Origin of the sequence: Streptomyces sp. NPDC000594, assembly GCF_040299965.1 — a bacterium.
Lineage (GTDB): Bacteria > Actinomycetota > Actinomycetes > Streptomycetales > Streptomycetaceae > Streptomyces.
Window position 1 is genome coordinate 122,782 of record NZ_JBEPCY010000003.1, and the last position, 26,859, is coordinate 149,640.

Annotated in this window: 18 protein-coding genes and 1 pseudogene; 2 read left to right on the plus strand and 17 right to left on the minus strand. The window is 73.7% G+C overall.

Going from position 1 to position 26,859, the window contains the following annotated elements:
• Positions 1-3: 3 nt before the first annotated feature.
• Positions 4-1,464 (plus strand): MFS transporter, encoded by a 1,461-nt coding sequence (locus ABT354_RS05630; protein WP_351489475.1) that lies wholly within the window; start codon positions 4-6, stop codon positions 1,462-1,464.
• 28 nt (positions 1,465-1,492) lie between these two features.
• Here the strand turns inward: ABT354_RS05630 and ABT354_RS05635 are convergent, their stop codons facing one another.
• The 10 genes from ABT354_RS05635 to ABT354_RS05680 form a co-directional block, all read right to left on the minus strand.
• Complete coding sequence (locus tag ABT354_RS05635; RefSeq protein WP_351489477.1) at positions 1,493-3,052, minus strand: alpha/beta hydrolase; 1,560 nt, start codon at positions 3,050-3,052, stop codon at positions 1,493-1,495.
• A gap of 171 nt (positions 3,053-3,223) precedes the next feature.
• The gene (locus tag ABT354_RS05640; RefSeq protein ID WP_351489480.1) at positions 3,224-4,429 is read right to left on the minus strand and encodes a DNA polymerase III subunit delta'; all 1,206 of its coding nucleotides are present in this window, start codon (positions 4,427-4,429) and stop codon (positions 3,224-3,226) included.
• A gap of 316 nt (positions 4,430-4,745) precedes the next feature.
• A complete protein-coding gene (gene tmk / locus ABT354_RS05645; RefSeq protein WP_351489482.1) occupies positions 4,746-8,282 on the minus strand; it encodes a dTMP kinase in 3,537 nt (1,178 codons plus the stop codon).
• Positions 8,283-8,650: 368 nt separating this feature from the next.
• A complete protein-coding gene (gene topA, locus ABT354_RS05650) occupies positions 8,651-11,548 on the minus strand; it encodes a type I DNA topoisomerase (RefSeq protein ID WP_351489484.1) in 2,898 nt (965 codons plus the stop codon).
• 230 nt (positions 11,549-11,778) lie between these two features.
• Positions 11,779-11,976 carry a hypothetical protein gene (locus ABT354_RS05655; RefSeq protein ID WP_351489486.1) on the minus strand — a complete coding sequence of 66 codons (198 nt, stop codon included), beginning with the start codon at positions 11,974-11,976 and terminating at the stop codon, positions 11,779-11,781.
• Positions 11,977-12,287: 311 nt separating this feature from the next.
• Complete coding sequence (locus ABT354_RS05660) at positions 12,288-13,814, minus strand: DUF7059 domain-containing protein (protein WP_351489489.1); 1,527 nt, start codon at positions 13,812-13,814, stop codon at positions 12,288-12,290.
• Positions 13,815-13,888: 74 nt separating this feature from the next.
• A complete protein-coding gene (locus ABT354_RS05665; RefSeq protein WP_351489492.1) occupies positions 13,889-14,485 on the minus strand; it encodes a small secreted protein in 597 nt (198 codons plus the stop codon).
• 272 nt (positions 14,486-14,757) lie between these two features.
• The gene (locus ABT354_RS05670; RefSeq protein ID WP_351489494.1) at positions 14,758-17,166 is read right to left on the minus strand and encodes a sodium-translocating pyrophosphatase; all 2,409 of its coding nucleotides are present in this window, start codon (positions 17,164-17,166) and stop codon (positions 14,758-14,760) included.
• Between the two features lie 620 nt (positions 17,167-17,786).
• Positions 17,787-18,221, minus strand: coding sequence for an ATP-binding protein (locus ABT354_RS05675; protein ID WP_351489497.1), 435 nt, complete (start codon positions 18,219-18,221; stop codon positions 17,787-17,789).
• Positions 18,222-18,516: 295 nt separating this feature from the next.
• Positions 18,517-18,870, minus strand: coding sequence for an STAS domain-containing protein (locus ABT354_RS05680; RefSeq protein ID WP_351489500.1), 354 nt, complete (start codon positions 18,868-18,870; stop codon positions 18,517-18,519).
• A gap of 79 nt (positions 18,871-18,949) precedes the next feature.
• Here ABT354_RS05680 and ABT354_RS05685 point away from each other — a divergent pair, with 79 nt between their 5' ends.
• Positions 18,950-21,424, plus strand: coding sequence for a DEAD/DEAH box helicase (locus tag ABT354_RS05685; protein WP_351489503.1), 2,475 nt, complete (start codon positions 18,950-18,952; stop codon positions 21,422-21,424).
• A gap of 108 nt (positions 21,425-21,532) precedes the next feature.
• Here ABT354_RS05685 and ABT354_RS38025 read toward each other — a convergent pair.
• The 7 genes and pseudogenes from ABT354_RS38025 to ssd form a co-directional block, all read right to left on the minus strand.
• Positions 21,533-21,754, minus strand: a pseudogene (locus ABT354_RS38025) (Rv3654c family TadE-like protein); the annotation flags it as partial.
• 68 nt (positions 21,755-21,822) lie between these two features.
• Positions 21,823-22,173, minus strand: a complete 351-nt coding sequence (locus ABT354_RS05695) for a TadE family type IV pilus minor pilin (protein WP_351489506.1) — start codon at positions 22,171-22,173, stop codon at positions 21,823-21,825.
• A 133-nt stretch (positions 22,174-22,306) separates the two neighbouring features.
• Positions 22,307-22,573, minus strand: coding sequence for a DUF4244 domain-containing protein (locus tag ABT354_RS38030; RefSeq protein WP_502983332.1), 267 nt, complete (start codon positions 22,571-22,573; stop codon positions 22,307-22,309).
• 121 nt (positions 22,574-22,694) lie between these two features.
• Positions 22,695-23,447, minus strand: a complete 753-nt coding sequence (locus ABT354_RS05705; protein WP_351489509.1) for a type II secretion system F family protein — start codon at positions 23,445-23,447, stop codon at positions 22,695-22,697.
• The gene (locus ABT354_RS05710) at positions 23,444-24,370 is read right to left on the minus strand and encodes a type II secretion system F family protein (RefSeq protein WP_351489511.1); all 927 of its coding nucleotides are present in this window, start codon (positions 24,368-24,370) and stop codon (positions 23,444-23,446) included. Before ABT354_RS05710 ends, ABT354_RS05705 begins: the two co-directional genes overlap by 4 nt.
• Positions 24,367-25,515, minus strand: a complete 1,149-nt coding sequence (locus ABT354_RS05715; RefSeq protein WP_351489514.1) for a TadA family conjugal transfer-associated ATPase — start codon at positions 25,513-25,515, stop codon at positions 24,367-24,369. Before ABT354_RS05715 ends, ABT354_RS05710 begins: the two co-directional genes overlap by 4 nt.
• Positions 25,512-26,612 (minus strand): septum site-determining protein Ssd, encoded by a 1,101-nt coding sequence (gene ssd / locus ABT354_RS05720; RefSeq protein WP_351489516.1) that lies wholly within the window; start codon positions 26,610-26,612, stop codon positions 25,512-25,514. Before ssd ends, ABT354_RS05715 begins: the two co-directional genes overlap by 4 nt.
• Between the last annotated feature and the right edge of the window lie 247 nt (positions 26,613-26,859).

Sequence of the window (26,859 nt, forward strand, 5' to 3'; positions counted from 1 at the left end):
GCCATGCTCTCGGTGCTCTGCGCCAGCCTGTTGCTGGTGGCGATGGACGCCACCATCCTCAATGTGGCGCTGCCCTCGCTCATCGACGATCTGGAGCCCGGGGCGATCTCCCAGCTGTGGATCATCGATGTGTACGGGCTGGTCCTCGGGGGACTGCTGGTCACCACCGGGGCGGTCGGGGACCGGTACGGGCGGAAGCTGCTCTTCATCATCGGGATCGTCATCTTCGGTCTGGCGTCCGTCGTCGCGGCGACCTCCGCCACCACCTGGCAGCTGATCGCCGGGCGGGTGCTGCTGGGCATCGGCGGGGCCATGGTGATGCCGTCCACGCTGTCGCTGATCCGGAACATCTTCACCGACGCCCGGGAGCGGGCGCTGGCCATCGGGATCTGGGCCGCCGTGGCCGGGGCCGGGGCCGCCATCGGGCCGCTGGTGGGCGGGGTGCTCGTGGAGCAGTACGGCTGGTCGGCGGCGTTCTGGGTCAATGTGCCGATCGTCGTGGTCACCGTGCTCGCCGGGCTCTGGCTGCTGCCCGAGGTGAAGGACCTGGGCCATGACCCGCTCGACTACTTCGGCGCGGTGCTCTCCGTCATCGGAGTGATCGCGCTGGCCTGGGGCATCAAGCATGTCGCCAAGGGCAGCCCGGCCCCCGCGGACCTCCTGGTGCTGATCGGCGGGGTGCTGGCGCTGGTCCTCTTCACCCGCCGTCAGCTGCGGCTGAGGGACCCACTGCTGGATGTACGGCTCTTCCTGAACCGCGCCTTCACCGCCGCCGCGCTCGCGATCCTGATGGCGATGCTCGCGATCGGCGCGGCCCTCTTCCTGCTCTCGCTCTGGCTCCAGTACGTCCACGGCTACACGCCCTCCCAGGCCGGGCTGCGCACCCTGCCCGCCGCGCTCGCCATGCTGGCCGGGGCGTTGCTGGCGCCCCTGCTGATGGAGCGGATCACCGTCCGGACGATCATGGCGCTGGGCCTCGGCGGGGTGGTCACGGGCTTTCTGGTGCTGGCGCTGTCGCCGGAGCCGACCACCTACAGCTATGTCGCGGTCGTCCTGGTCACGCTGGGCCTCGGCGACGGTGTGGCGATCACCACCGCCTCCTCCGTCCTGGTCTCGGCGGTCCCCGCGGAGCGGGCCGGGCAGGCCGGGGCGGTCTCCGAGACCAGCTATGAACTGGGCGTCGGGCTCGGGGTCGCACTGCTCGGTTCGATCCATGGCGCGGTGTACGCGAGCCATATGACCGGGCGGCCCGAGCAGGCGCGCGAGTCGATCGGCGGCGCCTGGGAGCTGGCGGAGGGGATCGGCGGCAATACGGGCAGCGCACTGCTCCGGGCCGGCCGGGCCGCGTTCGACAGTGCGCTGACCACCACCGCGTTCGTCTCGGTCGGCATCGTGGCCGTGGTGACCCTGCTGGTCGTCGCCCTCGTACCGGCCGGCTTCCGGGCCACCGGCGGCCAGCACTGAGCACCGCGCCCGGGGGCGAACGGAGGGCTCAGCGGCAACGCGTCCCCTCGCGCGGAACCGTGCCCTCCAGGAGATAGCGGTTGATCGCCGTATCGACACAGTCGCTCCCCCGCCCGTACGCCGTATGCCCATCGCCCTCGTAGGTGAGCAGCCGCCCCGACGCCAGCTGGCCGGCCAGCGCGCGGGCCCAGCGGTACGGGGTCGCCGGGTCCCGGGTGGTGCCCACGACCAGGATCGGACGGGCGCCCTCGGCGGTGATCCGGTGCGGGGTGCCGGTGGCGGGGGCGGGCCAGTACGCGCAGTTCATCGCCGCCCAGGCGAAGCCGCGGCCGAAGACCGGGGAGACCTTCTCGAAGTCGGCGGACGCCCGTTCCACCTCGGCGGGGCCGGTGAAGGCGGGCGGCAGGTCCAGGCAGTTCACCGCCGCGTTGGCGAACATCAGATTGGAGTACGAGCCGTCGCCGGAACGCTCGTAGTAGCTGTCGGCGAGGGCGAGGAGCGGGGCCCCGTCCCCGCTCAGCGCCGCGTCGAGCGCCTCGCGCAGCTGCGGCCAGGCCCCTTCGTCGTACATCGCGGCCAGGACCCCGGTGGTCGCCAGCGCCTCACCCAGCCGCCGGGGCTCCCCCGTGGGCAGCGGCCGGGCGTCGAGCCGGGTGAACAGCCCCCGCAGCCGGGTGGCGGCCTCCGTTGTGGAACCGGTGCCGAGCGGGCAGTCCCGCCGGGTCACACAGTCGGCGGCGAAGGAGCGGAAGGCCGTCTCAAAACCGGCCGTCTGGTCCTGGTTGACCCGCCGGGCGGAGAGGGAGGGGTCCAGCGCGCCGTCCAGCACCAGCCGCCCGGCCCGGCGCGGGAAGAGTTCGGCGTAGGTCGCGCCGAGGAAGGTGCCGTAGGACGCCCCGACATAGGCCAGCCGCTCGTCGCCGAGGACCGCGCGCAGCACATCCATGTCCCGGGCCGTGTCCACGGTGGAGACATACGGCAGCAGCGCGGCGGACCGCTTGGCGCAGCCCTCGGCGAAGGACCGGTGGGCGGTGGCGAGCCGGCGCTCCTCCGCCGGGTCGTCGGGGGTCTGGTCGACCTGGGTGTACGTGTCCATCTCCGGCCCGCTCAGACAGGTGACGGGCTCGCTCCCGGCCACGCCCCGGGGGTCGACGGCGACCATGTCATAGCGGGCGCGGACCGGGGCGGGGTAGCCGGTGCCCGCGAACATCTGGAGGTACTCGACGGCGGAACCGCCCGGTCCACCCGGGTTGACCAGCAGCGAACCGAGCTTCTCGCCCGGTCCCGTGGCCCGGGTGCGCGCGACCGCCAGGGTGATCCGCCGGCCACCGGGGCGGGCGTGGTCGAGCGGCACGGTCAGCCGTGTGCACTGGAAACCGGGGCTCTCCGGACACTCCCGCCAGGCGGGACGCTGGGTGTAGTACGGCCGCAGGGCGGCGGAGTCCGGAGCGGGTACGGCGCCCGCCCGCGCCGGGTCCCGTGCCGTTCCGCCCGGTCCGGGGCCCGTGTCCGTACAGCCGGCGGCCAGCAGGACGGCGACCACCGACGACGCGAGAAGGAAACTGCGGAGCGAGCGCCTCGGATCCATTCCCGGAGCGTAGGGGAACGCGCCCGAAAGATTCCCCTACAGTCACGAAAGGGTGAATCGTCGCATCGGCGTGCACGTCAGAGGTCTCATGACCCGGCACCCGGCCGACCTCATGACCGACCCCATGAGCGGGTGCCGACCCATGACCGACCCCATGAGCGGGTATGGGGGTCAGCCCGCCCGCAGCGCCATCGTCATCGCCTCCACCGCCAGCAGCGGCGCCACATTCGCGTCCAGCGCCTCCCGGCAGGCGAGCACCGCCTCGATACGCCGCAGCGTGCGCTCCGGGGTCGAGGCGCGGGCGACCCGGTCCAGGGCGTCCCATACCTCACCATTGGCCAGGGCCAGACCGGAACCCAGCTGAAGAGCGAGGACATCCCGATAGAAACCGGTCAGCTCGCTGAGGGCCAGATCCAGGCTGTCCCGCTGGGTACGGGTACGCCGGCGCTTCTGGCGGTCCTCCAGATCCTTCATCACCCCGGCCGTGCCCCGGGGCATCCGGCCGCCCTGGACCGCGCCGAGCGCGGCCTTCAGCTCCTCGGTCTCCTTGGTGTCGATCTCCTCGGCGACCTGCTTGGCGTCCTCGGCCGCGGCGTCGACCAGCTCCTGCGCCGCCTTGAGCGCGGTACCGATGTCGTCCACCCGCAGCGGGAGCTTCAGCACGGCGGCGCGGCGCTCCCGCGCCCCCGGGTCGGTGGCGAGACGACGGGCGCGCTCCACATGGCCCTGGGTGGCACGGGCGGCGGCCTCGGCGGCCTGCGGCTCGATCCCGTCACGGCGGACGAGGAAGTCGGCGACGGCCGCGACCGGCGGGGTGCGCAGCGTCAGATGGCGGCACCGGGAGCGGATCGTCGGCAGGACGTCCTCCAGGGAGGGCGCGCAGAGCATCCAGACCGTGCGCGGCGCGGGCTCCTCGACCGCCTTCAGCACGGCGTTGGCCGACTTCTCGTTCAGCCGCTCGGCGTCCTCGACCAGGATGACCTGCCAGCGGCCGTTCGCGGGCGAGGTGAACGACTTGCGGACGGTGTCCCGCATGTCGTCGGCGAGGATCTGGGCGCCGATCGCGGCGACCGAGGTGATGTCCGCGTGGGTGCCGCCCAGCGCGGTGTGGCAGCCGTCGCAGAAGCCGCAGCCGGGCACCCCGCCCAGCGCCCGGTCGGGGCTGACGCACTGGAGGGCGGCGGCGAAGGCGTGCGCGGTGGTGACCCGCCCGGCCCCGGGCGGGCCGGTGAACAGCCAGGCGTGGGTCATCCGCGACGCCTCGGGCGGGGCCTCGCCCCGGCCGACGGCGGTGACAAAGGCGTCGGCGTCCCGGGCGGCCTCGATGAGCCGCTCCGCCACCCGTTCCTGGCCGACGAGATCGTCCCATACGGCCATCTGCCGTCACCTGTTCCTCTGGCTCGGTCGGCCCGGTCGAGCGAGCCCTTGTGCCTGGTCCCTGTCCACCGCCGCGCGCCCTGGCGGACCCGGCGGCTCCCTGCTCCCCACCGCCTCCGTCGCGACTCCCTCCATTGTGACGGAGGGGTACGACAGCCTGCGGCGGAGACGTACGACAGCCCGGCCCCTGGGCCAGGCGACAGCCCGGCTCCTGGGCCACGGCGCCGCACCCCGCCCCCGGACGGGCCGCACCCGCACGGGAACGGACCCCGCACGGGAACGGATCCGGGCCGCACGGGCCCGCGGGCCCACGGTGTCAGCGGCGCCGGCCCCCGTCGTCACCGGAACGGGAACCGGAGCCGGAGCCTGAACCGGAACCGGAGCCCCCGCGGCCGGACGCGTGCCCGGTGGGGTCGTCATAGCCCCCGAGCAGCTCGTCGGCGAGGGAGGGCAGATCGTCCAGCGGGGTCTCCTCCGCCCACGCCGGACGGCGGCGCGGACGCCCCGTCTCGGCGTCGACCTGCGGCAGCTCCTTCGTCCGGTCATCGGAACCGGCACCCCTGCCGCGCCCCTCCGCCGCCCCGGACGACCGGGACGCCCCGGACGGCCCGGACTCATCGCGGAAGTACCCCGGCGGAACCCGGTCCGCCGGGCCCTCGTCCCGTACCGGAGGGAGTACCGCCGTCTCGTCCGCGTCCCGTACGGGAGGCAGCACCGCGGTCTCCTCGACATCCCGCACCGGGGGCAGTACGGCCGTCTCGTCCATCGCCGAGGACCGGCCGCCCGGCGGGGTCGTCGGCACCTCCTGGGTCTCGTCGTCCGGCCGTACCACCGGCGTGACCACGGTGATCTCATCATCGGGACCGGTGGACCCGCCCGTCGGCAGCGGGGTCTCCACGGTCCGCTCCTGCGCCGCGATCTCGGCCTCACGAGCCGCCCTGAGCTCCGCCTCACGGGCCGCCACAGCCGCCACGGCCGCCGCCGCACGCCGCTCCTCCGCAGCGCGCCGCTCATCGGCGGCCCGCTGCTCCTCGGCGGCGCGGCGCGCCTCCTCGGCCCTGAGCAGGGCCTCCTCCGCCTTGCGCTGCTTCTCCCGGCGGCGCTCCTCCGCCTCCGCCCGCAGCCGGGCCTGCTCCTCCGCCAGCCTGCGGAGCCGCTCCTGCTCCTCCCGGCGGGCCCGCTCCTCGGCCTCCCGCTTGCGGCGCTCCTCCTCGGCGAGACGCCGGGCCTCCTCCGCGTGCTGCCGGGCCTCCTCGGCCAGCCGCTCGGCCTCGCGACGGCGGGCCTCCTCTTCCTCCGCCTCGCGGCGGGCCTCCTCCTCGGCGCGCAGCCGGGCGAGCTGCTCCTGGCGCTCCCGCTCCAGCCGCTCCTCCTCGGCCTTGCGGGCGGCCTCCTCCTCGGCCTTGCGGCGCGCCTCCTCGGCGATCCGCTCGGCCTCGCGGCGGCGGGCATCCTCGGCGGCCCGCACCTCGGCCTCCGAGAGCGGCAGCATCCGGTCGAGACGGTGGCGTACGACGGTGGTGACGGCCTCCGGCTCCTGCCCGGCGTCGACCACCAGATAGCGCGCCGGGTCGCTCGCGGCCAGGGTGAGAAAACCGGAGCGCACCCGCTGGTGGAACTCCACCGGCTCCGACTCCAGCCGGTCCGGGGCCTCCGTGAACCGCTCCCGGGCGGTCGCCGGCGAGACATCCAGCAGCACGGTCAGATGCGGTACGAGGCCGTCGGTGGCCCACCGCGAGATCCGGGCGATCTCCGTGGGAGAGAGATCACGGCCCGCGCCCTGGTAGGCGACGGAGGAGTCGATGTACCGGTCCGTGATGACCACCGCGCCCCGCTCCAGGGCGGGCCGGACCACCGAGTCGACATGCTCGGCGCGGTCCGCCGCGTACAGCAGCGCCTCGGCGCGGTTGGAGAGACCGGCGGAGGCCACATCGAGCAGGATCGACCGCAGCCGCTTGCCGACCGGGGTCGCGCCGGGCTCCCGGGTGACCACGACCTCATGGCCCTTGTTGCGGATCCACTCGGCGAGCGCCTGCACCTGGGTGGACTTCCCGGCTCCGTCGCCGCCCTCCAGGGCGATGAAGAAGCCGGTGGCGGCGGGGGCCTGGGCGGGGTCGGAACCCTTGCGCAGCGCCTCGCCCAGATCGCGGCGGAGCGGCACCCCCGCCCGGTCGTCGATCCGGGCCAGCACGACGGCGGCGACCGGCAGCAGCAGCGCGCCCGCGAGCATCAGGGTGAAGGCCGCGCCGCCATGGGCGAGCACGGTGTCCCCGACGACCAGCCGGTGCGGGCCGATCGCGGCGGCCAGCAGCGGTGCGCCGAGCGCGCCGAGACCGACCGCGACCCGGGCGACCGCCTGGAGGTGGTCGGTCATCCGGGCCTGCCGGGGGACCTCCGTCTCCTGGTCGATCAGAGCGTGGCCGACCTGGGCGGCGACCCCGGCGGACACCCCGGCGAGGGCCGCCAGCAGGACGACGGTGGTGGTGTCGGGGACGAGGCCCATCGCGAGCAGCGCGACCCCGGTGACGGTGAGCGCGAGGACGAGCAGCCGCCTGCGCGAGAGGGTGGGGAGGACGGAGCGCGCGCCCCGGATGCCCAGGGCCGTGCCGCCGGTCAGGACGAGGACGAGCAGGGCGAAGGCGGAGGGCCCGCCGCCGAGGTCGACGGCGTGCAGGACCGAGACGGAGACGGCCGCCGCGATGGCTCCGGCGACGGCGGCGCAGGCGAGGAGGGCGTACGGGATGGCGCCGGTACGGCCCTTGTCCACGGGCGCCTTGTCAGCAGGCGCCCTGTCCGCGGCTGGCTTCTTCCCGAAGGCGGGGACCTTCAGGGACTTCCCGAAGCCGGCCTTGCCCGGGCCCGACTGACCCGGCTGACCCGAGCCGGGCGTACCGGAACCGGATGCACCGGAGCCGGGCTTCCCGAGGTCGAGGGCCTTCCCCGCGCCGGGGCTCCGCTCGGCGGCCACCGCGGCGGTCCGCAGGACGGGGCGCCGCAGCCCCTCCAGCGGGGAGCGCGGCCGGGGCGCCTGCCCGCTGGACAGGGTCAGGAAGGCGAGTATCGAGACGGAGGCCGTGAAGAGCCCGGCGGCGATGTACGAGCCCAGCGCCGCCTGGTGCGACGAGAACCACTCGATCCCGAGGCCGAGGACCCGCCCGAGCAGGGTGGCCACGAGCAGCACGGCCGCACCGACCGGGACGGCGACGAAGGAGGTACGCAGCCACAGCCGCCGCACCACGGAGAGGTGGTCGGGGAGCGGGCGCACGGCGGCGCCCTCCAGCGGGGGCGCGGGCAGCAGTCCGGGCGCGGCGCCGTCCCGGGCCACCGTCCACAGCCGTTCGGCGGCTCCGGTGACAAAGACGGTGGCGAGCAGGATCACCGCGGCGTTCGCCGGGGTCCAGTCCAGCCAGAGCGGGGCGAGGAGGAGCAGAACGATCCGTACCCCATCCGCCCCGATCATGGTCCAGCGGCGGTCGAGCGGACCCTTCGCCCCGGTGAGATCGGCCAGCGGCCCCAGCAGCACCGCGCCGAACAGCACGGTCGACAGGGCGCGCGCACCGAGGACGGCGGCCACGGAGAGGGCGGCGCCCCGGTAGCCGTCGCCGAAGGTGCCCTCGGTGACCGCCACCTGAAGGGTGAGCAGCAGCAGGACGAGGACGGTGAGCACATCGCCGACGCCGCCGAGCGCCTGGGCGTTCCACAGCCTGCGGAGCCTGGGTACGCGCAACAGGGCGCGGAGCGCCCGCTCGCGGGAGTCCTCGGCGAGGGCGTCGGAGTCGTCGGGGCCGGGGGCGGTCGGGGAGACGGCGCCCACGGCCGCCTGCTGCTCGGCCGGCTGCTCGGATCGCGTCATCCGCCCAGCCTATCCGGACCGCGGGGATCCCTGCGGAGTCCCGTCGAACATGTGGACAACCCTGTGGACAACGGTGCGGACGCTCTGTGTCCGGTACGCGACAGGGGGCAGCTCGGGCGGGTCCCCCGGCTCCGTGGCCGCCCTTCGCCCCACTCCGCCGACCTGCGAAGACGCCCGCTCAGAGGCCGGCGGACCGGCCCGGCGCGACCCACGGAGGGGCGGCCGGACCGGAGGCGCACGGAGCTGAGCGGGCGGACCGGAGACGTACAGACGATCGAAGCACCGGCGAGGCGCGGACGACCGGAGCAGGGCGACCGACCGGAGGGGTCCGGCCAGAGGTACGGCCGGGAGCCGGAGCCGGCCGGGGATCAGTCCTCCGCGGTCCCCGCCGACGCCGCCGCCTTCTTCGCCACGGCCTTCTTCGCGGTCGTCGTCTTCTTGGCCGCCGTCTTGGTGGTGGCCGTCTTCTTCGCGGCGGTCTTCTTCGCCGCCGTGGTCTTCGCCGCCGTCGTCTTCGCCGCGGCGGTCTTCGCCGTGGCCTTCTTGGCGGGCGCCTTCTTGGCAGGGGCCTTCTTCGCCGTCTTCTTGGCGGGGGCCTTGGCGCGCTTCTCCGCGAGCAGCTCGTACCCGCGCTCCGGCGTGATCGTCTCCACGCTGTCCGCGGTCCGCAGGGTGGCGTTGGTCTCGCCGTCCGTCACATACGGGCCGAACCGCCCGTCCTTGACGACCACCGGACGCTCGCTGACCGGGTCGGTGCCCAGCTCCTTCAGCGGCGGCTTGGCCGCGGCCCGGCCACGCTGCTTGGGCTGGGCGTAGATCGCCAGCGCCTGTTCGAGGGTGATGGTGAAGAGCTGGTCCTCGCTCTCCAGGGAGCGCGAGTCGGTGCCCTTCTTCAGATACGGTCCGTACCGGCCGTTCTGGGCGGTGATCTCCACCCCTTCGGCGTCGGCGCCGACGACTCTCGGCAGCGACATCAGCCGGAGCGCGTCCTCCAGGGTGACGGTGTCCAGCGTCATCGACTTGAAGAGCGACGCGGTACGCGGCTTCACCGCGTTCTTGCCGGTCTTCGGGGTGCCCTCGGGGAGGATCTCGGTGACATACGGGCCGTAGCGGCCGTCCTTGGCGACGATCTCATGACCGCTGCCCGGGTCGGTGCCGAGCACGAAGTCACCGCTCGGCTTGGCCAGCAGCTCCTCCGCGTACGCCACGGTCAGCTCGTCGGGGGCGAGGTCGTCGGGGACGTCCGCCCGCTGGTGTCCCTCGGTGTCCTTCTCGCCGCGCTCGACATACGGGCCGTAACGGCCGACCCGGAGGACGATGCCCTCGCCGACCGGGAAGCTGGAGATCTCCCGTGCGTCGATCGCGCCGAGGTCCGTGACCAGCGCCTTGAGACCGCCGAGGTGGTCGCCCGCACCGCCGGTGCCGGTGGCCGTGGCGGTACTGCCCGCGGTCCCGTCCGTGGTCTCGCCGAAGTAGAAGCGCTTGAGCCACGGCACGGCCTGGGCCTCACCCCGGGCGATGCAGTCGAGGTCGTCCTCCATCTTCGCGGTGAAGTCGTAGTCCACCAGCTGGCCGAAGTGCTTCTCCAGCAGATTGACCACGGCGAAGCTCAGGAAGGAGGGCACCAGGGCCGTCCCCTTCTTGAAGACATAGCCCCGGTCGAGGATGGTGCCGATGATCGAGGCATACGTGGAGGGGCGGCCGATCTCCCGCTCCTCCAACTCCTTGACCAGGGACGCCTCGGTGTAACGGGCCGGCGGCTTGGTGGCATGACCGTCCGCCGAGATCTCGTCGGCGGCGAGCGTGTCACCCTCCGTGACCTGCGGCAGCCTGCGCTCGCGGTCGTCCAGCTCGGCGTTGGGGTCGTCGGCGCCCTCGACATACGCCTTCATGAAGCCATGGAAGGTGATCGTCTTGCCGGAGGCGCTGAACTCGGCGTCCCGGCCGTCGGCGGCGGTGCCGCCGATCCTCACGGTGACCGAGTTCCCGGTGGCGTCCTTCATCTGAGAGGCGACGGTCCGCTTCCAGATCAGCTCGTACAGCCGGAACTGGTCACCCGTGAGACCGGTCTCGGCGGGGGTGCGGAAACGATCACCCGAAGGCCGGATCGCCTCGTGCGCCTCCTGCGCGTTCTTCACCTTGCCCGCGTAGACCCGGGGCTTCTCCGGCAGATAGCCGGCCCCGTAGAGCTGGGTGACCTGCGCACGGGCCGCCGCCACGGCGGTCTCGGAGAGCGTGGTGGAGTCCGTACGCATATAGGTGATGAAGCCGTTCTCGTACAGCTTCTGCGCGACCTGCATGGTGGCCTTCGCCCCGAAGCCCAGCTTCCGGGAGGCCTCCTGCTGGAGCGTCGTGGTGCGGAACGGCGCGTACGGGGAGCGGCGGTACGGCTTGGACTCGACCGCGCGGACCGCGAAGGAGGTGTGCTCCAGCGCGGCGGCCAGGGCCCGGGCGTTCGCCTCGTCCAAGTGGAGCACCTGGGCCGACTGACCGGACTTGAGCCGGCCGTCGGAACCGAAGTCACGGCCCTGGGCGACCCGGCGGCCGTCCACCGCGTTCAGCCGGGCGACGAAGGAGGAGGGGTCCGAGGCGTCGCCGGAACGGCCGGTGGCGAAGGTGCCGGTCAGATCCCAGTACTCGGCGGAGGTGAAGGCACGGCGCTCCCGCTCGCGCTCCACCACGAGACGGGTCGCCACGGACTGGACCCGGCCGGCCGACAGCCGGGGCATGACCTTCTTCCAGAGGACCGGCGAGACCTCGTAACCGTAGAGCCGGTCGAGGATACGGCGGGTCTCCTGGGCGTCGACCATCCGCTGGTTCAGCTGGCGCGGATTGGCGACGGCGTCCCGGATCGCGTCCTTGGTGATCTCGTGGAAGACCATCCGGTGGACGGGGACCTTGGGCTTGAGGACTTCGAGCAGATGCCAGGCGATGGCCTCGCCCTCGCGGTCCTCATCGGTGGCGAGATAGAGCTCGTCGGATTCGGCGAGCTGCTCCTTGAGCTTCCTGACCTGCGCCTTCTTGTCCGCGTTGACGACATAGACCGGCTGGAAGTCATGCTCGACATCGACCCCGAGACGGCGCACCTCACCGGTGTACTTCTCGGGGACCTCGGCAGCGCCGTTCGGGAGGTCGCGGATGTGCCCGACGCTCGCCTCGACGACATACCCCGGGCCGAGGTAGCCCTTGATCGTCTTCGCCTTGGCGGGCGACTCGACGATCACGAGGCGTCGGCCGCCCTGTGCGGTCTCGCTGGTCGGGGACAACTTCGCTCTTCTCTCCGGTCGGCACTCGGTGGGCGGTCACTGCGGTAGGCCCGGGGACCGGCCGCTGTGGCGCTGTCGTGCTGCTGCGTGGTGCTGCTGCCGCTGCGGAGTGTGACGGTACAACCCGCCCCCGTGTCAAACGGCGAAAGCCCGCAACGGCCACTCGAACGGTAACCCGACTCCGGCCATTCCTGCCGCCCGGACCGGCACGACGGTGTTCTGCGGCCGTCTCAGAGCCGGGCGAAGCACCACACCCCGAGCAGGAGACAGACCGCGCCGACGGTGGTGGTGACGGCGACGGCCCGCCGTGTGGCCACCCCGTGGGCGACCGGCGCGCCCTGGCCGACCCGTACCCCGGTCCACAGCAGCAGCCCCGCCCCGAACAGCGCGAACGCCGTTCCGGCGAAAATCGCCGGTCCACTCTCCATCTTCCTACCCCGATTCCGTCCCGATGCCCGGGGCGCTGACCGGATGGTCCGGAAAACGTCCCCTCAGGGCAGCGGGGCCGAGGCTGGCACTTCCGGACGTCAGCGGCGCGAATTCAGGGTGAACGACGCGTGGGTTCACCCGGGCGGGGGCCGGTCCTTGGCCGATTCCACCCCCTGGTCCGGCACCCTGACCGCCCTCCGGTCCAGCACCCTGGTCCGGCCCCCCGGTCCGCCCGCAGGCGGGGCCAGGGCCGGGGATCGGAGGTGGGGATCGGAGGTGGGGATCGGGGGTGGGGATCGGGGGTGGGGGCTCAGCGGAACGCGCCCGCCGGCTCCAGGAACCCCTCCTCCACCAGCAGCCGCAGCGCCTGCGGGGTACGGTCCCGCAGCAGCACCGGGTCCTCGCCGATGAGCTGCGCGATGGCGTCCAGGATCCGCCCCGCGGGCAGGGTGCCGTCACAGGCCCCGGCGAACCCCGCGCCCACCGTGTCGACCTTGGTCGCCCGGCGCATCCCGCGGTTCTGCCGCAGCACCACATGCTCGGGGTGCTCCTCGCCGGGGAGCCCGACCTGTTCCTGACCGACCTCGGGCGCCAGCAGGAAGTGATCCGCGAGCAGCGCCGCGTCGTCATGGGTCCGCAGATAGTCCTGCCGGTCGAAGTGGGCCCGCACACTCGTGCCGAGCGGCTGCTCGACCGGGTGCGGCCACTCCTCGGCCACCACCGAGGGCCGCTCGGCGCCGGACTTGCGCAGGGTGATCCAGCCGAAGCCGACGGCCCTGGTGCCGCGCGCCTCGAACTCGTCCAGCCACTCCTCGTACCGGCGGCGGTAGCGCTCCGGGTCGCCCCGGTGGTCACCGCTGTCCCGCAGCCACAGCTCCGCGTACTGCGTGATGTCCTGCACCTCGCGCTGCACGATCCAGGCGTCGCAGCCGCGCGGCACCCAGGAGCGCAGCCGCTCCTGCCACGGCTCGCCGTCGACGTGCTGCCAGTTGGCGAGGAACTGCGCGTACCCGCCGTCGTTCAGCCGGTCCCCGGCCTGCTGGACGAGCGAGCGGCAGAGGTCGTCACCGCCCATGCCGCCGTCGCGGTAGGTCAGCCGGGCGCCCGGCGAGATCACGAACGGCGGGTTGGAGACGATCAGGTCGAAGGTGTCCTGGGCGACGGGCTCGAAGAGCGACCCCTCGCGCAGCTCCGCCCCGGGCGCCGCCGAGAGCGCGAGGGTGAGGCGGGTGATGTGCAGGGCCCGGGGGTTGAGATCGGTGGCGGTGACACGGGTGGCGTGCTGGGCGGCGTGGAGCGCCTGGATCCCGGAGCCGGTGCCCAGGTCGAGCGCGCTCGCCACGGGGGTGCGCACGGTGATACCGGCGAGGGTGGTGGAGGCGCCGCCGACACCGAGCACCACCTGCTCGTCCTGGTCCGCCGAGCCGCCCGCGCCGCCGACGGCACAGCCGAGGTCGGAGACGACGTACCAGTCCTCGCCGTCGGGGCCGCTGTAGGGGCGGATGTCCACGGTGGCGCGGACCCGGTCGCCGTCGCCGACGACCCAGCCGTCCGCCAGGCACTCCGCCAGCGGCAGCGCCGCCCGCGCGCTCTCCCGCGGTACGGGCGACTGGAGCAGGAAGAGCCGTATCAGCGCGTCCAGGACATCGCCGCCCCGGGTGGCGCGCAGGGCGGGGACGGTCTCACTGCGGGCGAGGGCGGCGTACGCGGGGGCGCCGAGCAGGTCGAGCAGCCCGTCGGCGGTGAACGCGCCGGTCAGCAGCGCGTCCCGCAGCCGCGGGGCGGAGGTGGGCGAGGGCAGGCCGGAAACGGCACGGGTGGTACTCACACCACCCATTGTGACCGCCGCCACCGACACCCGCCGACGCCCCGCCGTGTCTCCTCACCCGGGCGCCGGGCGGGGGGACGGGGTCAGCTGCCCGAGGGGGCACCGCCCGTGGCCGGCGCCACCGGCTTGCAGCCGGACTGCTTGGTCATCGCCTCGCCGGTCTCGCCCGCGCGCAGCCGGTCCCGGGCGGCCTGGTTCTGCTCGATCTTCCGCAGTCCGTCGGCGACGGGCCGCAGCCCATCGGCGAACTCCTGCTGGTCACCGGTGTCCAGGGCGTCGACCTGCTTCTTCAGGTCGAGGTACGACTTGGCGTTGGCGTCCAGTTCGGTGGCGGCGGCCTTCACCAGCTGCTCACCGTTCTCGACCGGCGGGGTGCCGGCCTCGCGGAAGGCGCCCGCGTACCCCTTGTAGACATCGGCGAGGTCCTGGAACGCCTGGGAGTCCGCGGTCTGGATGTCGCCCGGCTTGCCGTCGGAGGCGGTCGAGCGGATCAGTTCCTCGGCCGCGGCCTGCTTCTTGAGCTGCGGCTTGGCGGCGTCGCAGTACTTCTTGGCCCAGTCGTCGACCGTGAATTTGTCCTCTTCGCCGCTGCATCCCGACAGTGCCAGCACCAGGACCGCGCCACCGGACAGCGCGACCGCGAGCTTCTTGTTCACCTTCACCGGATCGGTCCCTTCCAAGGCTCCTCGGCCCCGGAACATACACGTCGGGCGGGCGACAGTCGGTCGCCTTTCATGAGGTTCGTACGGTATTGCAACCATTTGCACCACACGAGAGAAGGCTCACCACGGCCGCGATCCCGGCCGCGCACACGGGGACGGGACCGGGACGGACCCGGCGGAAACGGGGCCGGTACGGACGGGGCGGGCGGCCGGCGCGCCAACACGCGCCGTCCGCCCGCCCCTTGAGCTCCCGCGAGCCGGGACCACCCGGCCAGGGTGACGAGCCGGGGCTACGACACCACCGCGGGGTCGGGTGAGGCCGCGCCGTGCTCGGCCGGGGCCGGGCTGCCTCCTTCCACGGTGAGGGGCCGGCGCTTGGACACGTACACCGCGCCGACGATGATCGCGATGGCGAGTACGGCCACCAGCGCCCTGATCGCGGGGCTGGCGTCGTCCCCGTAGCTGAACTGGACGACCGCGGGCGCGATCAGCAGCGCCACCAGGTTCATCACCTTCAGCAGGGGGTTGATGGCCGGGCCCGCGGTGTCCTTGAACGGGTCGCCGACGGTGTCGCCGATGATGGTCGCCGCGTGGGCCTCGCTGCCCTTCCCGCCGTGATGGCCGTCCTCGACCAGCTTCTTGGCGTTGTCCCAGGCCCCGCCGGAGTTGGCGAGGAAGACGGCCATCAGCGTGCCGGTGCCGATCGCGCCCGCCAGGAACGCGCCGAGCGCCCCGACACCGAGCGAGAAGCCGACCGCGATCGGGGTGAGCACCGCGAGCAGCCCGGGGGTCGCCAGCTCCCGCAGGGCGTCCTTGGTGCAGATGTCGACAACCCGCCCGTACTCCGGCTTCTCGGTGTAGTCCATGATCCCGGGGTGCTCGCGGAACTGCCGCCGCACCTCGTAGACGACCGCTCCGGCGGACCGGGAGACCGCGTTGATCGCCAGCCCGGAGAAGAGGAAGACCACCGCCGCGCCGAGGATCAGCCCGACCAGGTTGTTGGGCTGGGAGATGTCCATGACCAGGTTCATGGGCGCGCCATCGCCGACCTTCTCGCCCACATCACGGGCGGCGGAGGCGATGGCGTCCCGGTACGAGCCGAAGAGCGCCGCCGCCGCCAGCACGGCCGTGGCGATGGCGATTCCCTTGGTGATGGCCTTGGTGGTGTTGCCGACCGCGTCCAGGTCGGTGAGGACCTGGGCGCCCGCGCCCTGGACATCACCGGACATCTCGGCGATTCCCTGGGCGTTGTCGGAGACGGGCCCGAAGGTGTCCATGGCGACGATCACCCCGACCGTGGTGAGCAGACCGGTACCGGCCAGCGCCACCGCGAAGAGGGCGAGCATGATCGAGGTGCCGCCGAGCAGGAACGCGCCGTAGACACTCAGGCCGATCAGGAGCGCCGTGTAGACGGCGGACTCCAGACCGAGCGAGATCCCGCCGAGGATGACGGTGGCGGGGCCGGTGAGCGAGGACTTGCCGATGTCCCGTACGGGACGGCGATTGGTCTCGGTGAAGTACCCGGTCAGCTGCTGGATCAGGGCCGCCAGCACAATGCCGATGGCGACGGCGACCACGGCGAGGACCCGCGGGTCGCCCCCGTGGTTCTGGATGGCGGCCTCGGTGACGCCCTCCAGCTCCGCGTAGCTGGACGGGAGGTAGAGATAGACCGCCGCGGCCACCAGGACGAGCGAGATCAGCGCGGAGATGAAGAAGCCGCGGTTGATGGCGGTCATTCCGCTGCGGTCGGCGCGCCGCGGGGCGACCGCGAAGATGCCGATCATCGCGGTGACCACGCCGATCGCCGGGACGATCAGCGGAAAGGCGAGTCCGGCGTCGCCGAAGGCCGCCTTGCCGAGGATGAGCGCCGCCACCAGGGTGACCGCGTACGACTCGAAGAGGTCGGCAGCCATGCCGGCGCAGTCCCCGACGTTGTCGCCCACATTGTCGGCGATGGTCGCCGCGTTACGGGGGTCGTCCTCGGGGATGCCCTGCTCGACCTTGCCGACGAGGTCGGCCCCGACATCGGCCGCCTTGGTGAAGATGCCGCCGCCGACCCGCATGAACATCGCGATCAGCGCGGCTCCGAGGCCGAAGCCCTCCAGCACCTTGGGGGCGTCGGCGGCGTAGACGAGGACGACACAGGAGGCACCCAGCAGACCGAGGCCCACCGTGAACATGCCGACCACGCCGCCCGTACGGAAAGCGATCTTCATCGCTTTGTGCGCGACCTCGGTCAGATCTTTTTCGGGTTCGCCTTCCGCGGGAGTCGCCTCACGGGCGGCTGCGGCCACACGAACATTCGCCCGTACGGCCAGCCGCATGCCGATGTATCCGGTGGCTGCCGAGAAAAGCGCACCCACCAGGAAGAACACTGATCGGCCGGCCCGTTCCGACCAGTCGTCGGCCGGGAGAAGCAACAGCAGGAAGAACACCACAACGGCGAAGATGCCGAGTGTGCGCAGCTGGCGGGCGAGATAGGCATTCGCGCCCTCCTGCACCGCCGCTGCGATCTTCTTCATGGAATCCGTGCCCTCGTCGGCGGAGAGCACTTGCCGGACCAGCACTTGGGCAACGACCAGTGCGGCCAGTGCCACAGCGGCGATGACCATGACGATCAGCCGATTGTCGTCCGTGAGTACCGCAGCCGCGAGGGAAGGGGAAAGATCGGTCGGTTCTGAGCTGAAGAGTCCCGCCATTCGTCCTCCTTGACGTCGTTCAGAGCGCAAGATGTGGACGGATTGTAGGGAGCCGGACGGGATCAAAACAGGGCGCTGCAAATGCAATTGACCTTCAGCGGCTACTCAGCAAATGATCGAGTTCCGAAAATGAGCCCGAAAGCAGTAATGGGGCGAACTCATTGACGCTTGATCGATGATCTCGATAAATGATCTAGCGGAAGGAAAAATGCCCCGGTGGCAGGGTGTGATGACCACAGAAGTGGTTTACGGAAACACCGGCATCGGAGTGATGATCGGCCTCCGGCGGGCCCCCGCGCGCGGGCTCCCGGGGCACAGTCCGGCCCGTACCAGGTGTGGCCGGGAGGCGACCCGCGCGGGCCCGCCCGGGCCCGCGCGAAGGGCGGGCGGGGGCAGGGCACGGGGTCGGCGGGTACGGCCGCGTCAGGGCGGGTACGCCGGACATGCCGGACCCAGGCGGGTACGCCGGACCGGGGCCGGTTCCTACGGGCCGGTACGGACCGGTGCGTACGGAACCGACGCCAGGGATTTTGGAGCGGGCCGTGAGGCCAGGGCGGGCATGCCGGACCGGGCCCGGACGGTGGGACCGGAGCGGGCCGGATGGTGGCTCAGGGCCGGGATCAGGGCAGGACGGTCACCGGGGACGCGGGCCAGCTCATACGGATGACACCGCCCCGCTCACCGGCGGCGACCTCCAGGTCGTCCACCAGGCCCCGGATGACGGCGAGACCCATTTCGTCCTCGCCCTCCGGGTCCTCGTCGGCAGCCGCCCCGGGAACGCCCTCGGCGCCCTCCGTGGACAGGGCGGGGACCTCGTCCCCGACCTCGATCGAGAAGATCTTGTCCTCGTCGGTCAGCACCACATGGACGGGCGCGGTGATCCCCTGGGAGCGGTGCAGCCCGACCGCTCTGCTGCATGCCTCACCGACAGCGAGCCGGACCTCGTCCAGCACCGCCTCGTCCACCCCCGCCCGGCGCGCCACGGCAGCGGCCACCAGGCGGGCGGTCCGGACATGCTCGGGCTGAGCGCTGAAGCGAAGTTCGACGGTGGCCATGCGATCCCCCTCGGACGTACGGGTGCATCTCGGGACCCCGACCGGTGTGCCGGAACCCCTTTCTCATCGGCGGTCTTCCCCCTGGCCCCCCGGCCGGAGCGATCCGGGGGCGGGCCAGGGCCGTGCGCGGTGGGAGACGGGCATGCCTGAGCCACGGGCCGACCCGTGGAGCCGCGGTCGGCGGCAGCGGCCCGGCCCAGGATGGCGCCCGTGGCGGCCCGGCTCATGGCGGACGCCCGGCCGTCAACGGCCGGACCCCGGCCACCAGCCGGTGACCGTCTCCTCCGGACGGGGCTCAGTCGGCGGCCGAGACCGCTTCCTCCACTGTGGTGTGGATCGGGAACACCTTGGTCAGACCGGTGATCCGGAAAATTTTCAGAATGCGCTCCTGGTTGCAGACAAGACGCAGCGAGCCCTCATGGGCACGCACCCTCTTCAGGCCACCCACCAGCACACCGAGCCCGGTGGAGTCGAGGAAGTCCACTCCCTCCATGTCGACAACCAGGTGGTAGCTGCCGTCATTCACCAGCTCGACCAACTGTTCGCGCAGCTTGGGCGCGGTATACACATCAATCTCGCCACCGACCTCGACGACCGTACGGTCGCCGGCAGGTCCGGACACATTGCGAGTCGACAGGGACAGGTCCACGGATCCTCCAGCACCTTGCTATCGGGCGCCCGCCCCCACAGGACTCCCCGGCGGAGCCGGAGGACGGTCGCCAGCCGCGATGGCATTCAATCACTTACCAGCAGCCATGCACGACGCCTTGGGACCATTGTCCGTCACACCAGTGACACACTCGGTGCCGATGGCCAAGAATCTGCGTCCCAGAAGACCTCCCGGGAGCGGGGCGGACCGCCCCTCCCCCGGTGAGATCCTCGACCGACTCGCCACGGGGGCGGGCCGTGCCGCGCGCATCACTCATACGGAGCACTTGCCCCCGAGGCCGGGTCGCCATGCCGTCTGGCCCCACCGCATCCGCCCAGAAGTGATCAACGCCATTCAGGAGGCCGGGGTCGAGCACCCCTGGACCCATCAGGCGACCGCCGCCGGGCACGCGCTGGACGGCGAGAGTGTGGTGATCGCCACGGGCACCGCATCGGGCAAGTCGCTGGCCTATCTGGCCCCCGTCCTCAGCACCCTGCTCGACGGCGCCGAGGCGCCCAACGGGCGGGGCGCGACCGCGCTCTATCTCGCCCCCACCAAGGCCCTCGCCGCCGACCAGTGCCGCGCGGTGAAGGAGCTGGCGGCCCCGCTCGGCCATCGGGTGCGGCCCGCCGTCTACGACGGCGACACCCCGGTCGAGGAACGCGAGTGGGTGCGGCAGTACGCCACCTATGTCCTGACCAATCCGGACATGCTGCACCGGGGCATCCTCCCCGCCCACCCCCGGTGGTCCTCCTTCCTGCGCGCCCTGCGCTATGTCGTCATCGACGAGTGCCACACCTACCGGGGGGTCTTCGGCTCCCATGTCGCGCAGGTGCTGCGGCGACTGCGGCGGATATGCGCCCGCTACGGCTCCGAACCGGTCTTCCTGCTCGCCTCCGCCACCGCCGCCGAGCCCGCCGTCGCCGCCCAGCGGCTCACCGGAGTGCCCGTGGTGGAGGTCGCCGACGACGCCTCGCCCCGCGGCGAGATGGTCTTCGCGCTCTGGGAGCCGCCGCTGACCGAACTCCGCGGCGAGAAGGGCGCCCCGGTGCGCCGCACCGCCACCGCGGAGACCGCCGACCTCCTCACCGATCTGACCGTGAGCGGCGTCCGCACGGTCGCCTTCGTCCGCTCCCGCCGGGGCGCCGAGCTGATCTCCGTGATCGCCAAGGAGCGGCTGGCGGAGGTCGACCGCTCGCTGCCCCAGCGGGTCGCCGCCTACCGGGGCGGCTATCTCCCCGAGGAGCGCCGCTCCCTGGAGAAGGCCCTGCACTCCGGGGAACTGCTCGGCCTCGCCGCCACCACCGCCCTGGAGCTGGGGATCGACGTCGCCGGCCTCGACGCGGTCCTGATCTCGGGCTACCCCGGGACCCGGGCCTCGCTGTGGCAGCAGGCGGGGCGGGCGGGACGCGGGGGCCAGGGCGCCCTGGCCGTCCTGGTCGCCCGGGACGACCCCCTGGACACCTTCCTGGTCCACCACCCCGAGGCGCTCTTCCGGCAGCCGGTCGAATCCACCGTGCTCGACCCGGACAACCCGTATGTCCTCGCCCCCCATCTGTGCGCCGCCGCGGCCGAGCTGCCGCTGACCGAGGACGACCTGAAGCTCTTCGGACCGGCGGCCCCCGGTCTGCTGCCCCAGCTGGAGGCGGCCCAGCTGCTGCGCCGGCGGCCCACCGGCTGGCACTGGACCCGCCGGGAGCGGGCCGCCGACCTGACCGACATCCGGGGCGGCGGCGGACGGCCCGTCCAGATCGTGGAGGAGTCCACCGGACGGCTCCTCGGCACGGTGGACGAGTCGGCCGCCCACACCACCGTCCACGAGGGCGCCGTCCATCTCCACCAGGGCCGCACCTATCTCGTCCGGCGACTGGACCTGGACGACGCGGTGGCCCTGGTGGAGGACGCCGTACCGCCGTACTCCACCACCGCGCGCGACACCACCTCCGTCTCGGTGCTCGACACCGACATCCAGGTCCCCTGGGGCGAGGGACGGCTCTGCTACGGCTCTGTCGAGGTCACCAACCAGGTCGTCTCCTTCCTCCGCCGCAAGCTGATCACCGGCGAGGTGCTGGGGGAGACCAAACTCGACCTGCCGCCGCGCACCCTGCGCACCCGGGCCGTGTGGTGGACGGTCACGGAATCCCAGCTGGACGCCGCCCGGGTCGGGCCGGAGCAGCTGGGCGGCGCCCTGCACGCCGCCGAGCACGCCTCCATCGGGATGCTGCCGCTCTTCGCCACCTGCGACCGCTGGGACATCGGTGGTGTCTCGGTGCCGCTGCATCCGGACACCGGGCTGCCCACCGTCTTCGTGTACGACGGCCAGCCGGGCGGCGCGGGCTTCGCCGAGCGGGCCTTCCACACGGCCCACGCCTGGCTGGAGGCGACCCGCGAGGCCATCGCCGTCTGTGAGTGCGAGGCGGGATGTCCGTCCTGCATCCAGTCCCCGAAGTGCGGCAACGGCAATGAACCGCTGCACAAACGGGGCGCGGTGCGCCTGCTGACGGAACTGCTCCGGAACGCCGGGGACACCTCCGCCCCCCACCCCCCGTCCTGACCCGGGACCCCGGCCCGCGCCACCCTGCGGCCCGGCGTCCCACTCCGCCGGACCCGCCCGGGCCCGGGCCTCCAGGGCGTACGGACCGAGGCGGACCCGGGCGGTGACCTCGGCCAGCTCGCCGTGGACGGCGCACCGGACCAGCTCCGCCCCCTGCTCCCGGACCACCCGCCCGGCGCTCCCGCAGGCGGCGGGCCGGCCGGACAGGGCGAGATCGGCGGCGGCGAGGGCGGCCAGGTCCGCCGCTGCCCCGGCCCGGTGCCGGGCCACCACGATCTGCCCCAGGGCCAGCACCGCGGCGAAGACCGCGCAGAGCAGCGCCGCCGCCATCGCCACCCAGACGCTCGCGGCCCCCCGGTCACCCCGGGCACCCCGGGCGGGGACGCGCCGCGCGCCGCTCACTGGGCCCACCCGCCGGTGCCCACGGTGCCCATGGCGTCCTCGGCCAGGGCCACCGCCTCCGCCCTGAGCGTCAGTGCCATCGCCCCGGCGCCGGGCGCGGGGGCCGACACCCGGACCCGCCACAGGTCACCCGTACGCTCCAGCGCCACCCGGGCGCCCTCCGGTGCCGCCGACCGGGCCACCGCCGTCACCACGTCGGACGGCTCGGAGCGCGCCGCCGCCCGTGCCCCGGCGCGGGCCGCGTCGACGCACTGGATCTGGGCCGAGGCCGCCATCAGGGCCCACACCAGCGCCATCGCGAAGACCACCAGGGCGGGCAGGGCGACCGCCGCCTCGGCGGTCACCATCCCCCGGTCCCCGGCCGCCGTGGACACACGGCCCCGGCCCCGGTGGCCCGGCCACCCGGGCCCCGGGCCCTCCCGCGCCGGCGGCCTCCTTCGGGTGCGCGCCGCGCCGCCCGCACCGGCCGCGCCAGCCGCGTCAGAACTGGGCATCGAGCGCCCTTCCGATCAGCGCCTCCAGCGCACCGGAGACCGCACCACTGGTGACGATCTTGTAGAGAACCGCCGCGAAGGCACAGGCGGCGATCGTGCCCATCGCGTACTCGGACGTGGTCATCCCCGCGTCCCCGCGCCACCGGCCCCGCCAGGCCCGGCGCGCCCGGCGCGAGCCGCCCCCGCGACGGGCGCGCCGGGCGCCTCCCGCGGGTCCCGCCCCTCCGCCCGGGGCCCATCGGCCCCCGCGCACCGGATACCCGAGGCGCACCGCGCGCGAAGACCCGCGCCGCCATCCGTTCCGAACCGTGCTCACCATCTCGTCGCCCCCCAAGGACATCGCCCGGTGTCGACTGACATCACCTGACATTGCTTCATTTACCGTTCAACAAGCCCTCGGCCAGCCCGATCACCACGGGGGTGACCCCCACGGCGAGGAAAGCGGGCAGAAAGCACAGCCCCACCGGAGCGGTGACCAGAACCTGCGCCCTGCGGGCCCGCGCCGTCGCGGCCCGGGTGCGGTCGGCCCGCAGCCGCTGCGCCAGCCGGGCGACCGGATCCGCCGCGGGAGCGCCGCTGATGTGCGCCCGCTCCAGGCAACGGGCCAGCTCACCCGCGCCGGGCACCTCGGCCAGGGCGGCCCAGGCGGCCCTCGGCTCCCCGCCCAGCCGCAGCGCGGCATGGCACCGGAGCAGCCGGTCACCGAGCGGACCGCCCAGACAGCCCCCGACGGCGTCCGCCGCCTCGTGCGGGGCAGCCCCGGCCGCCAGACAGGCGGCCAGCAGATCGGCCGCCAGCGGCAGCCGGGGATCGGCGGCGGGCGAGCCCGAGCGCTCCCGCACCGGCCCGGCACCACGCCGACGACGGATCCCCTGGGCCGCCAGCAGCCCCAGGGCGAACCCGGGCAGGCCCTCGACCAGCACCCACACCCCGAACAGCGCTCCCGCCGGGACCGCCCAGGGCCGGAAGGACGCCACCAGGTCCGGCCGACGGCGCCGCCGGGCGGCCACCCCCAGCAGGCTCTCGCCCCGCCCACGCACCCGGCGCCGGCCGCGCAGGGCGGCGGCGGTGAGGCCCAGCCAGGCCGCGGCGAGCAGCACACCCACCACCGTCCCGGCCCCGGTCATGGCCCCGCCGCCGTCCGGGCGGGCCCTCCGGCCGGGACGCCACCCGGGGCGCCCGGGCCGGGGCCGGCGACCGGGCGGACGATCCTCGCCGCCCACCAGAGTCCGGCCGCCTCCAGCGCCCCGCCGACGGCCAGACAGAGCAGGCCGGCGGGGGTGTGCAGCAGCACCCGCAGCGGCTCCGCGCCCAGCACGCTCCCCAGGGCGAGGGCGACCACCGGGAGCAGGGCGAGCAGCCCGACCGTGGAACGGGCCCCGGCCAGCTGGGCCCGCAGATCCTCGCGCTGGTCCCGCTCGGCCCGCAGCGCCTCCTCCAGCCGGTCCACAGCCGCGGCCAGGCCCGCTCCCCCGTCCACGGTCACCTGCCAGCAGGCGGCGAGACCGGCGAGGCCCTCGGCACCGGGCTCCCGCGCGGCCTCCCGCAGCGCGCCCGGGACATCACCCCCGAAGCGGGCGGCCGCCGTCACCGCCGGACCCGCCGCCCCGAGGGCGTCCCCGCCGCCGGTGGTCTCCCCGGCGGCGACCAGCAGCGCCCGGCCCGGCTGGAGCCCGGCCCGCAGCTCGGCCGTGACAGCGCCGCAGAGCGCGATCACCGCGTCGGCCCGGCGCTCCCTCGCTGCCGCCCCGCGCCGCGCCCGCAGCCACCGCCCGACCAGGGGGACCGCCCCCGCCCCCAGCAGCAGGGGCAGCGGCGATCCGCCCAGCACCGCCAGGGCCAGGGCGACCGGGAGACAGAGCCACTCCCGGCCAAAGCGCCCCAGCGTCGGCAGCGGGCGCACCCGCCACAGCGGCTCGGGCGGCAGCGCGCCGCCCGCCCCCGCCAGGAGCAGCCGGGCCCGGGTGGTGCCGGTGTCCCGGCCCATCAGCAGCCAGGCCGCCACAGCGAGGCACAGCGCTGCCGTGTAGAGCGGCTCGGGCGGGCTCATGAGACGCTCCCCAGCAGCCCGCTCAGCCGCGTCCAGCCCCGCTCCCGGGTGAACTCCCCGGAGCCCCAGCGCAGCGCGGGAACCGTGCGCACCCACCCCGCCCGGTCCCGCTCCAGGATGTGCACCTCGGCGACCCGCCGCCGGCCGTCCCGGTCCCGTACGAGATGGATCACGAGGGAGAGCGCGGCGGCGAGCTGGCTGTGGAGGGCGGCCCGGTCCAGCCCCGCAGCGGTCGCCAGGGCCTCCAGCCGGGCCGGGACATCCGCCGCGGCGTTGGCGTGGACCGTGCCGCAGCCGCCCTCATGGCCGGTGTTCAGCGCGGCGAGCAGCTCGGTGACCTCGGCGCCCCGGACCTCCCCGACGACCAGCCGGTCGGGCCGCATCCGCAGGGCTTGGCGGACCAGGTCGCGCAGGGTGACCCGGCCCGCGCCCTCCTGGTTGGCGGTGCGGGACTGGAGCCTCACCGTGTGGGGGTGGTCGGGCCGCAGCTCGGCCGAGTCCTCCGCGATGACGATCCGCTCCCGCTCGCCCACCAGGCCGAGCAGACCGGCGAGCAGGGTCGTCTTGCCGGTGCCGGTGCCGCCGCTGATCAGGAAGGAGAGCCGGGCCTCGACCACGGCCCGCAGCAGCAGGTCGCCGCCGGGTGGCAGGGTCCCGGCGGCCACCAGCTCCGCCGGGGAGAAGGCACGCGGGCGCACCACCCGCAGGGAGAGGCAGGTCGAGCCGATCGCGACCGGGGGGATGACGGCGTGCATCCGGGTCCCGTCCGGCAGCCGGGCGTCCACCCAGGGGCGGGCGTCGTCCAGCCGCCGCCCGGCGACGGCCGCCAGACGCTGTGCCAGACGGCGGACGGACGCGGCGTCCGTGAAGGTCACCCCGGTGCGCTCCAGCCCCTGTCCCCGGTCCACCCAGACCCGGTCGGGGGCGGACACCAGGACGTCGGTGACCGCGGGGTCGGCCAGCAGCGGCTCCAGCGGCCCGGTACCGACCAGCTCGCAGCGGAGTTCCTCGGTGCCGCCGAGGATCTCCGCGGTGCCCAGCAGCCGCCCCTGGGCCCGCAGCGCCGCCGCGACCCGGGCCGGTGTGGGTTCGTCGCCGCTCTGGGCGAGCCGCTGCCGTACGGCGTCGAGGAACGCGGCGGTCATGACGGTGCCCCCGGCATCAGCGCACGCTCCCAGAAGGTGGCGCAGAAACGGGCGAGCGGGGTGCCCGCGCGGCCCGGCGGGCAGTCGTCCGGGGTTTCGGAGGGGGCGCCGGGATCCCAGGGCATCTCCCCCGCCAGGGGCAGGCCCAGCGAGGCGGCCACCCAGCCGTCGTCCAGCCCCGAGGTGTAGGGCCCGCGGGCGACGACCCGCAGATCGCGCAGGACCATGTCCACGACGGACGCCACCCGGCTCGCGGCGGCGACCGGCCGGAGCCCGCCGGGCACCACCAGCAGTCCGAGGTCGAGCTGGGCCAGCGCCTCGACCACGGCCTCGTCGACCCGGCGGGGCAGGTCCACCACGACCACCCCGCCGCGCCTGCGGCCCGCCGCGAGCACCGCGCGCAGGGCCTCGGGCGGGACGGTCACCGTGTCGCCCCGGTCCCAGCTGAGCACCCGCAGCCGATGCAGCTCGGGCAGCGACTCCTCCAGCGCCCCACCCGCGACCCGACCCTTCGCAGAGGCGAAATCCGGCCACCTTCTGCCCTCGGCCCGCTCCCCGCCGAGCGCGACGTCGATCCCGCCGCCGAGCGGGTCCCCGTCGATGAGCAGGGTGCGGTGGCCCTCCCGGGCGGCGGTCACCGCGAGGGCGCAGGCGAGGGTGGAGGCACCGGCTCCGCCGCAGCCTCCGATGATCCCGACGGTCGTCGCCGGTGCTCCGACGCCTTCGACGGCGTCGGCGATCCGGTCGACGAGAAACCGCTCGGCGTCGGGAAGGCGCACCACTCCGTCGGCACCGATCTCCACGGCGAGCCGCCAGACCTCGGGGTCGTCCTGCTCCCGCCCCACCAGCAGCACCCCGTGCCTGCGGGAGACGCCCCGGCACCGCCCGGCGACATCGTCGCCGACGAGGATCAGCGGCGCCGCCTCCCAGACGCTTCTGCGCTCGGGCACCGTGTGATGGACCTCGGGCTCGGTCCCGGCGGCGGCGCACAGCCGCAGCAGATCGTCGAGCAGTTCCATGTCCTCGGTCAGGATCAGAGGCACGGGCCGCCGTTCTCCGGCGACCGGTGTCCCCTTCGACCTGAGGGATCCAGCCACGATCTCCACCCCCTGATTGCCGCGATCCCGCCGCGATACGGGATCGGTGATTCCTGGCATCCGCGAAGTTCGCGGGTGGAATCACGGTGCGGCACACCGGAAAATCGTGTGGATCTTGCTGAAAAGCTGTGGACAACCAGCCGGTTGTGAATATCCCCGTAGCCCATACCGGTGACTCCCAGCCGCACCTCTTCCGCTACGGACAGTGACCATGCACAGTGGAAGAGGTCCACTCGCGAGAGGTCCG

Bases quoted from the DNA above. Each gene is read 5' to 3' on its own strand.
- ABT354_RS05630 (WP_351489475.1), top strand. From the start codon at position 4: ATGCTCTCGGTGCTCTGCGCCAGCCTGTTGCTGGTGGCGATGGACGCC.
- ABT354_RS05640 (WP_351489480.1), bottom strand. From the start codon at position 4,429: ATGGCCGTATGGGACGATCTCGTCGGCCAGGAACGGGTGGCGGAGCGG.
- ABT354_RS05695 (WP_351489506.1), bottom strand. From the start codon at position 22,173: ATGGTGACCGCCGAGGCGGCGGTCGCCCTGCCCGCCCTGGTGGTCTTC.
- ABT354_RS05710 (WP_351489511.1), bottom strand. From the start codon at position 24,370: ATGAGCCCGCCCGAGCCGCTCTACACGGCAGCGCTGTGCCTCGCTGTG.
- ABT354_RS05685 (WP_351489503.1), top strand. From the start codon at position 18,950: ATGGCATTCAATCACTTACCAGCAGCCATGCACGACGCCTTGGGACCA.
- ABT354_RS05715 (WP_351489514.1), bottom strand. From the start codon at position 25,515: ATGACCGCCGCGTTCCTCGACGCCGTACGGCAGCGGCTCGCCCAGAGC.
- ABT354_RS05660 (WP_351489489.1), bottom strand. From the start codon at position 13,814: ATGGGTGGTGTGAGTACCACCCGTGCCGTTTCCGGCCTGCCCTCGCCC.
- ABT354_RS05670 (WP_351489494.1), bottom strand. From the start codon at position 17,166: ATGGCGGGACTCTTCAGCTCAGAACCGACCGATCTTTCCCCTTCCCTC.
- ABT354_RS05655 (WP_351489486.1), bottom strand. From the start codon at position 11,976: ATGGAGAGTGGACCGGCGATTTTCGCCGGAACGGCGTTCGCGCTGTTC.
- ABT354_RS05635 (WP_351489477.1), bottom strand. From the start codon at position 3,052: ATGGATCCGAGGCGCTCGCTCCGCAGTTTCCTTCTCGCGTCGTCGGTG.
- ABT354_RS05675 (WP_351489497.1), bottom strand. From the start codon at position 18,221: ATGGCCACCGTCGAACTTCGCTTCAGCGCTCAGCCCGAGCATGTCCGG.
- tmk (WP_351489482.1), bottom strand. From the start codon at position 8,282: ATGACGCGATCCGAGCAGCCGGCCGAGCAGCAGGCGGCCGTGGGCGCC.
- ABT354_RS05705 (WP_351489509.1), bottom strand. From the start codon at position 23,447: ATGACCGGGGCCGGGACGGTGGTGGGTGTGCTGCTCGCCGCGGCCTGG.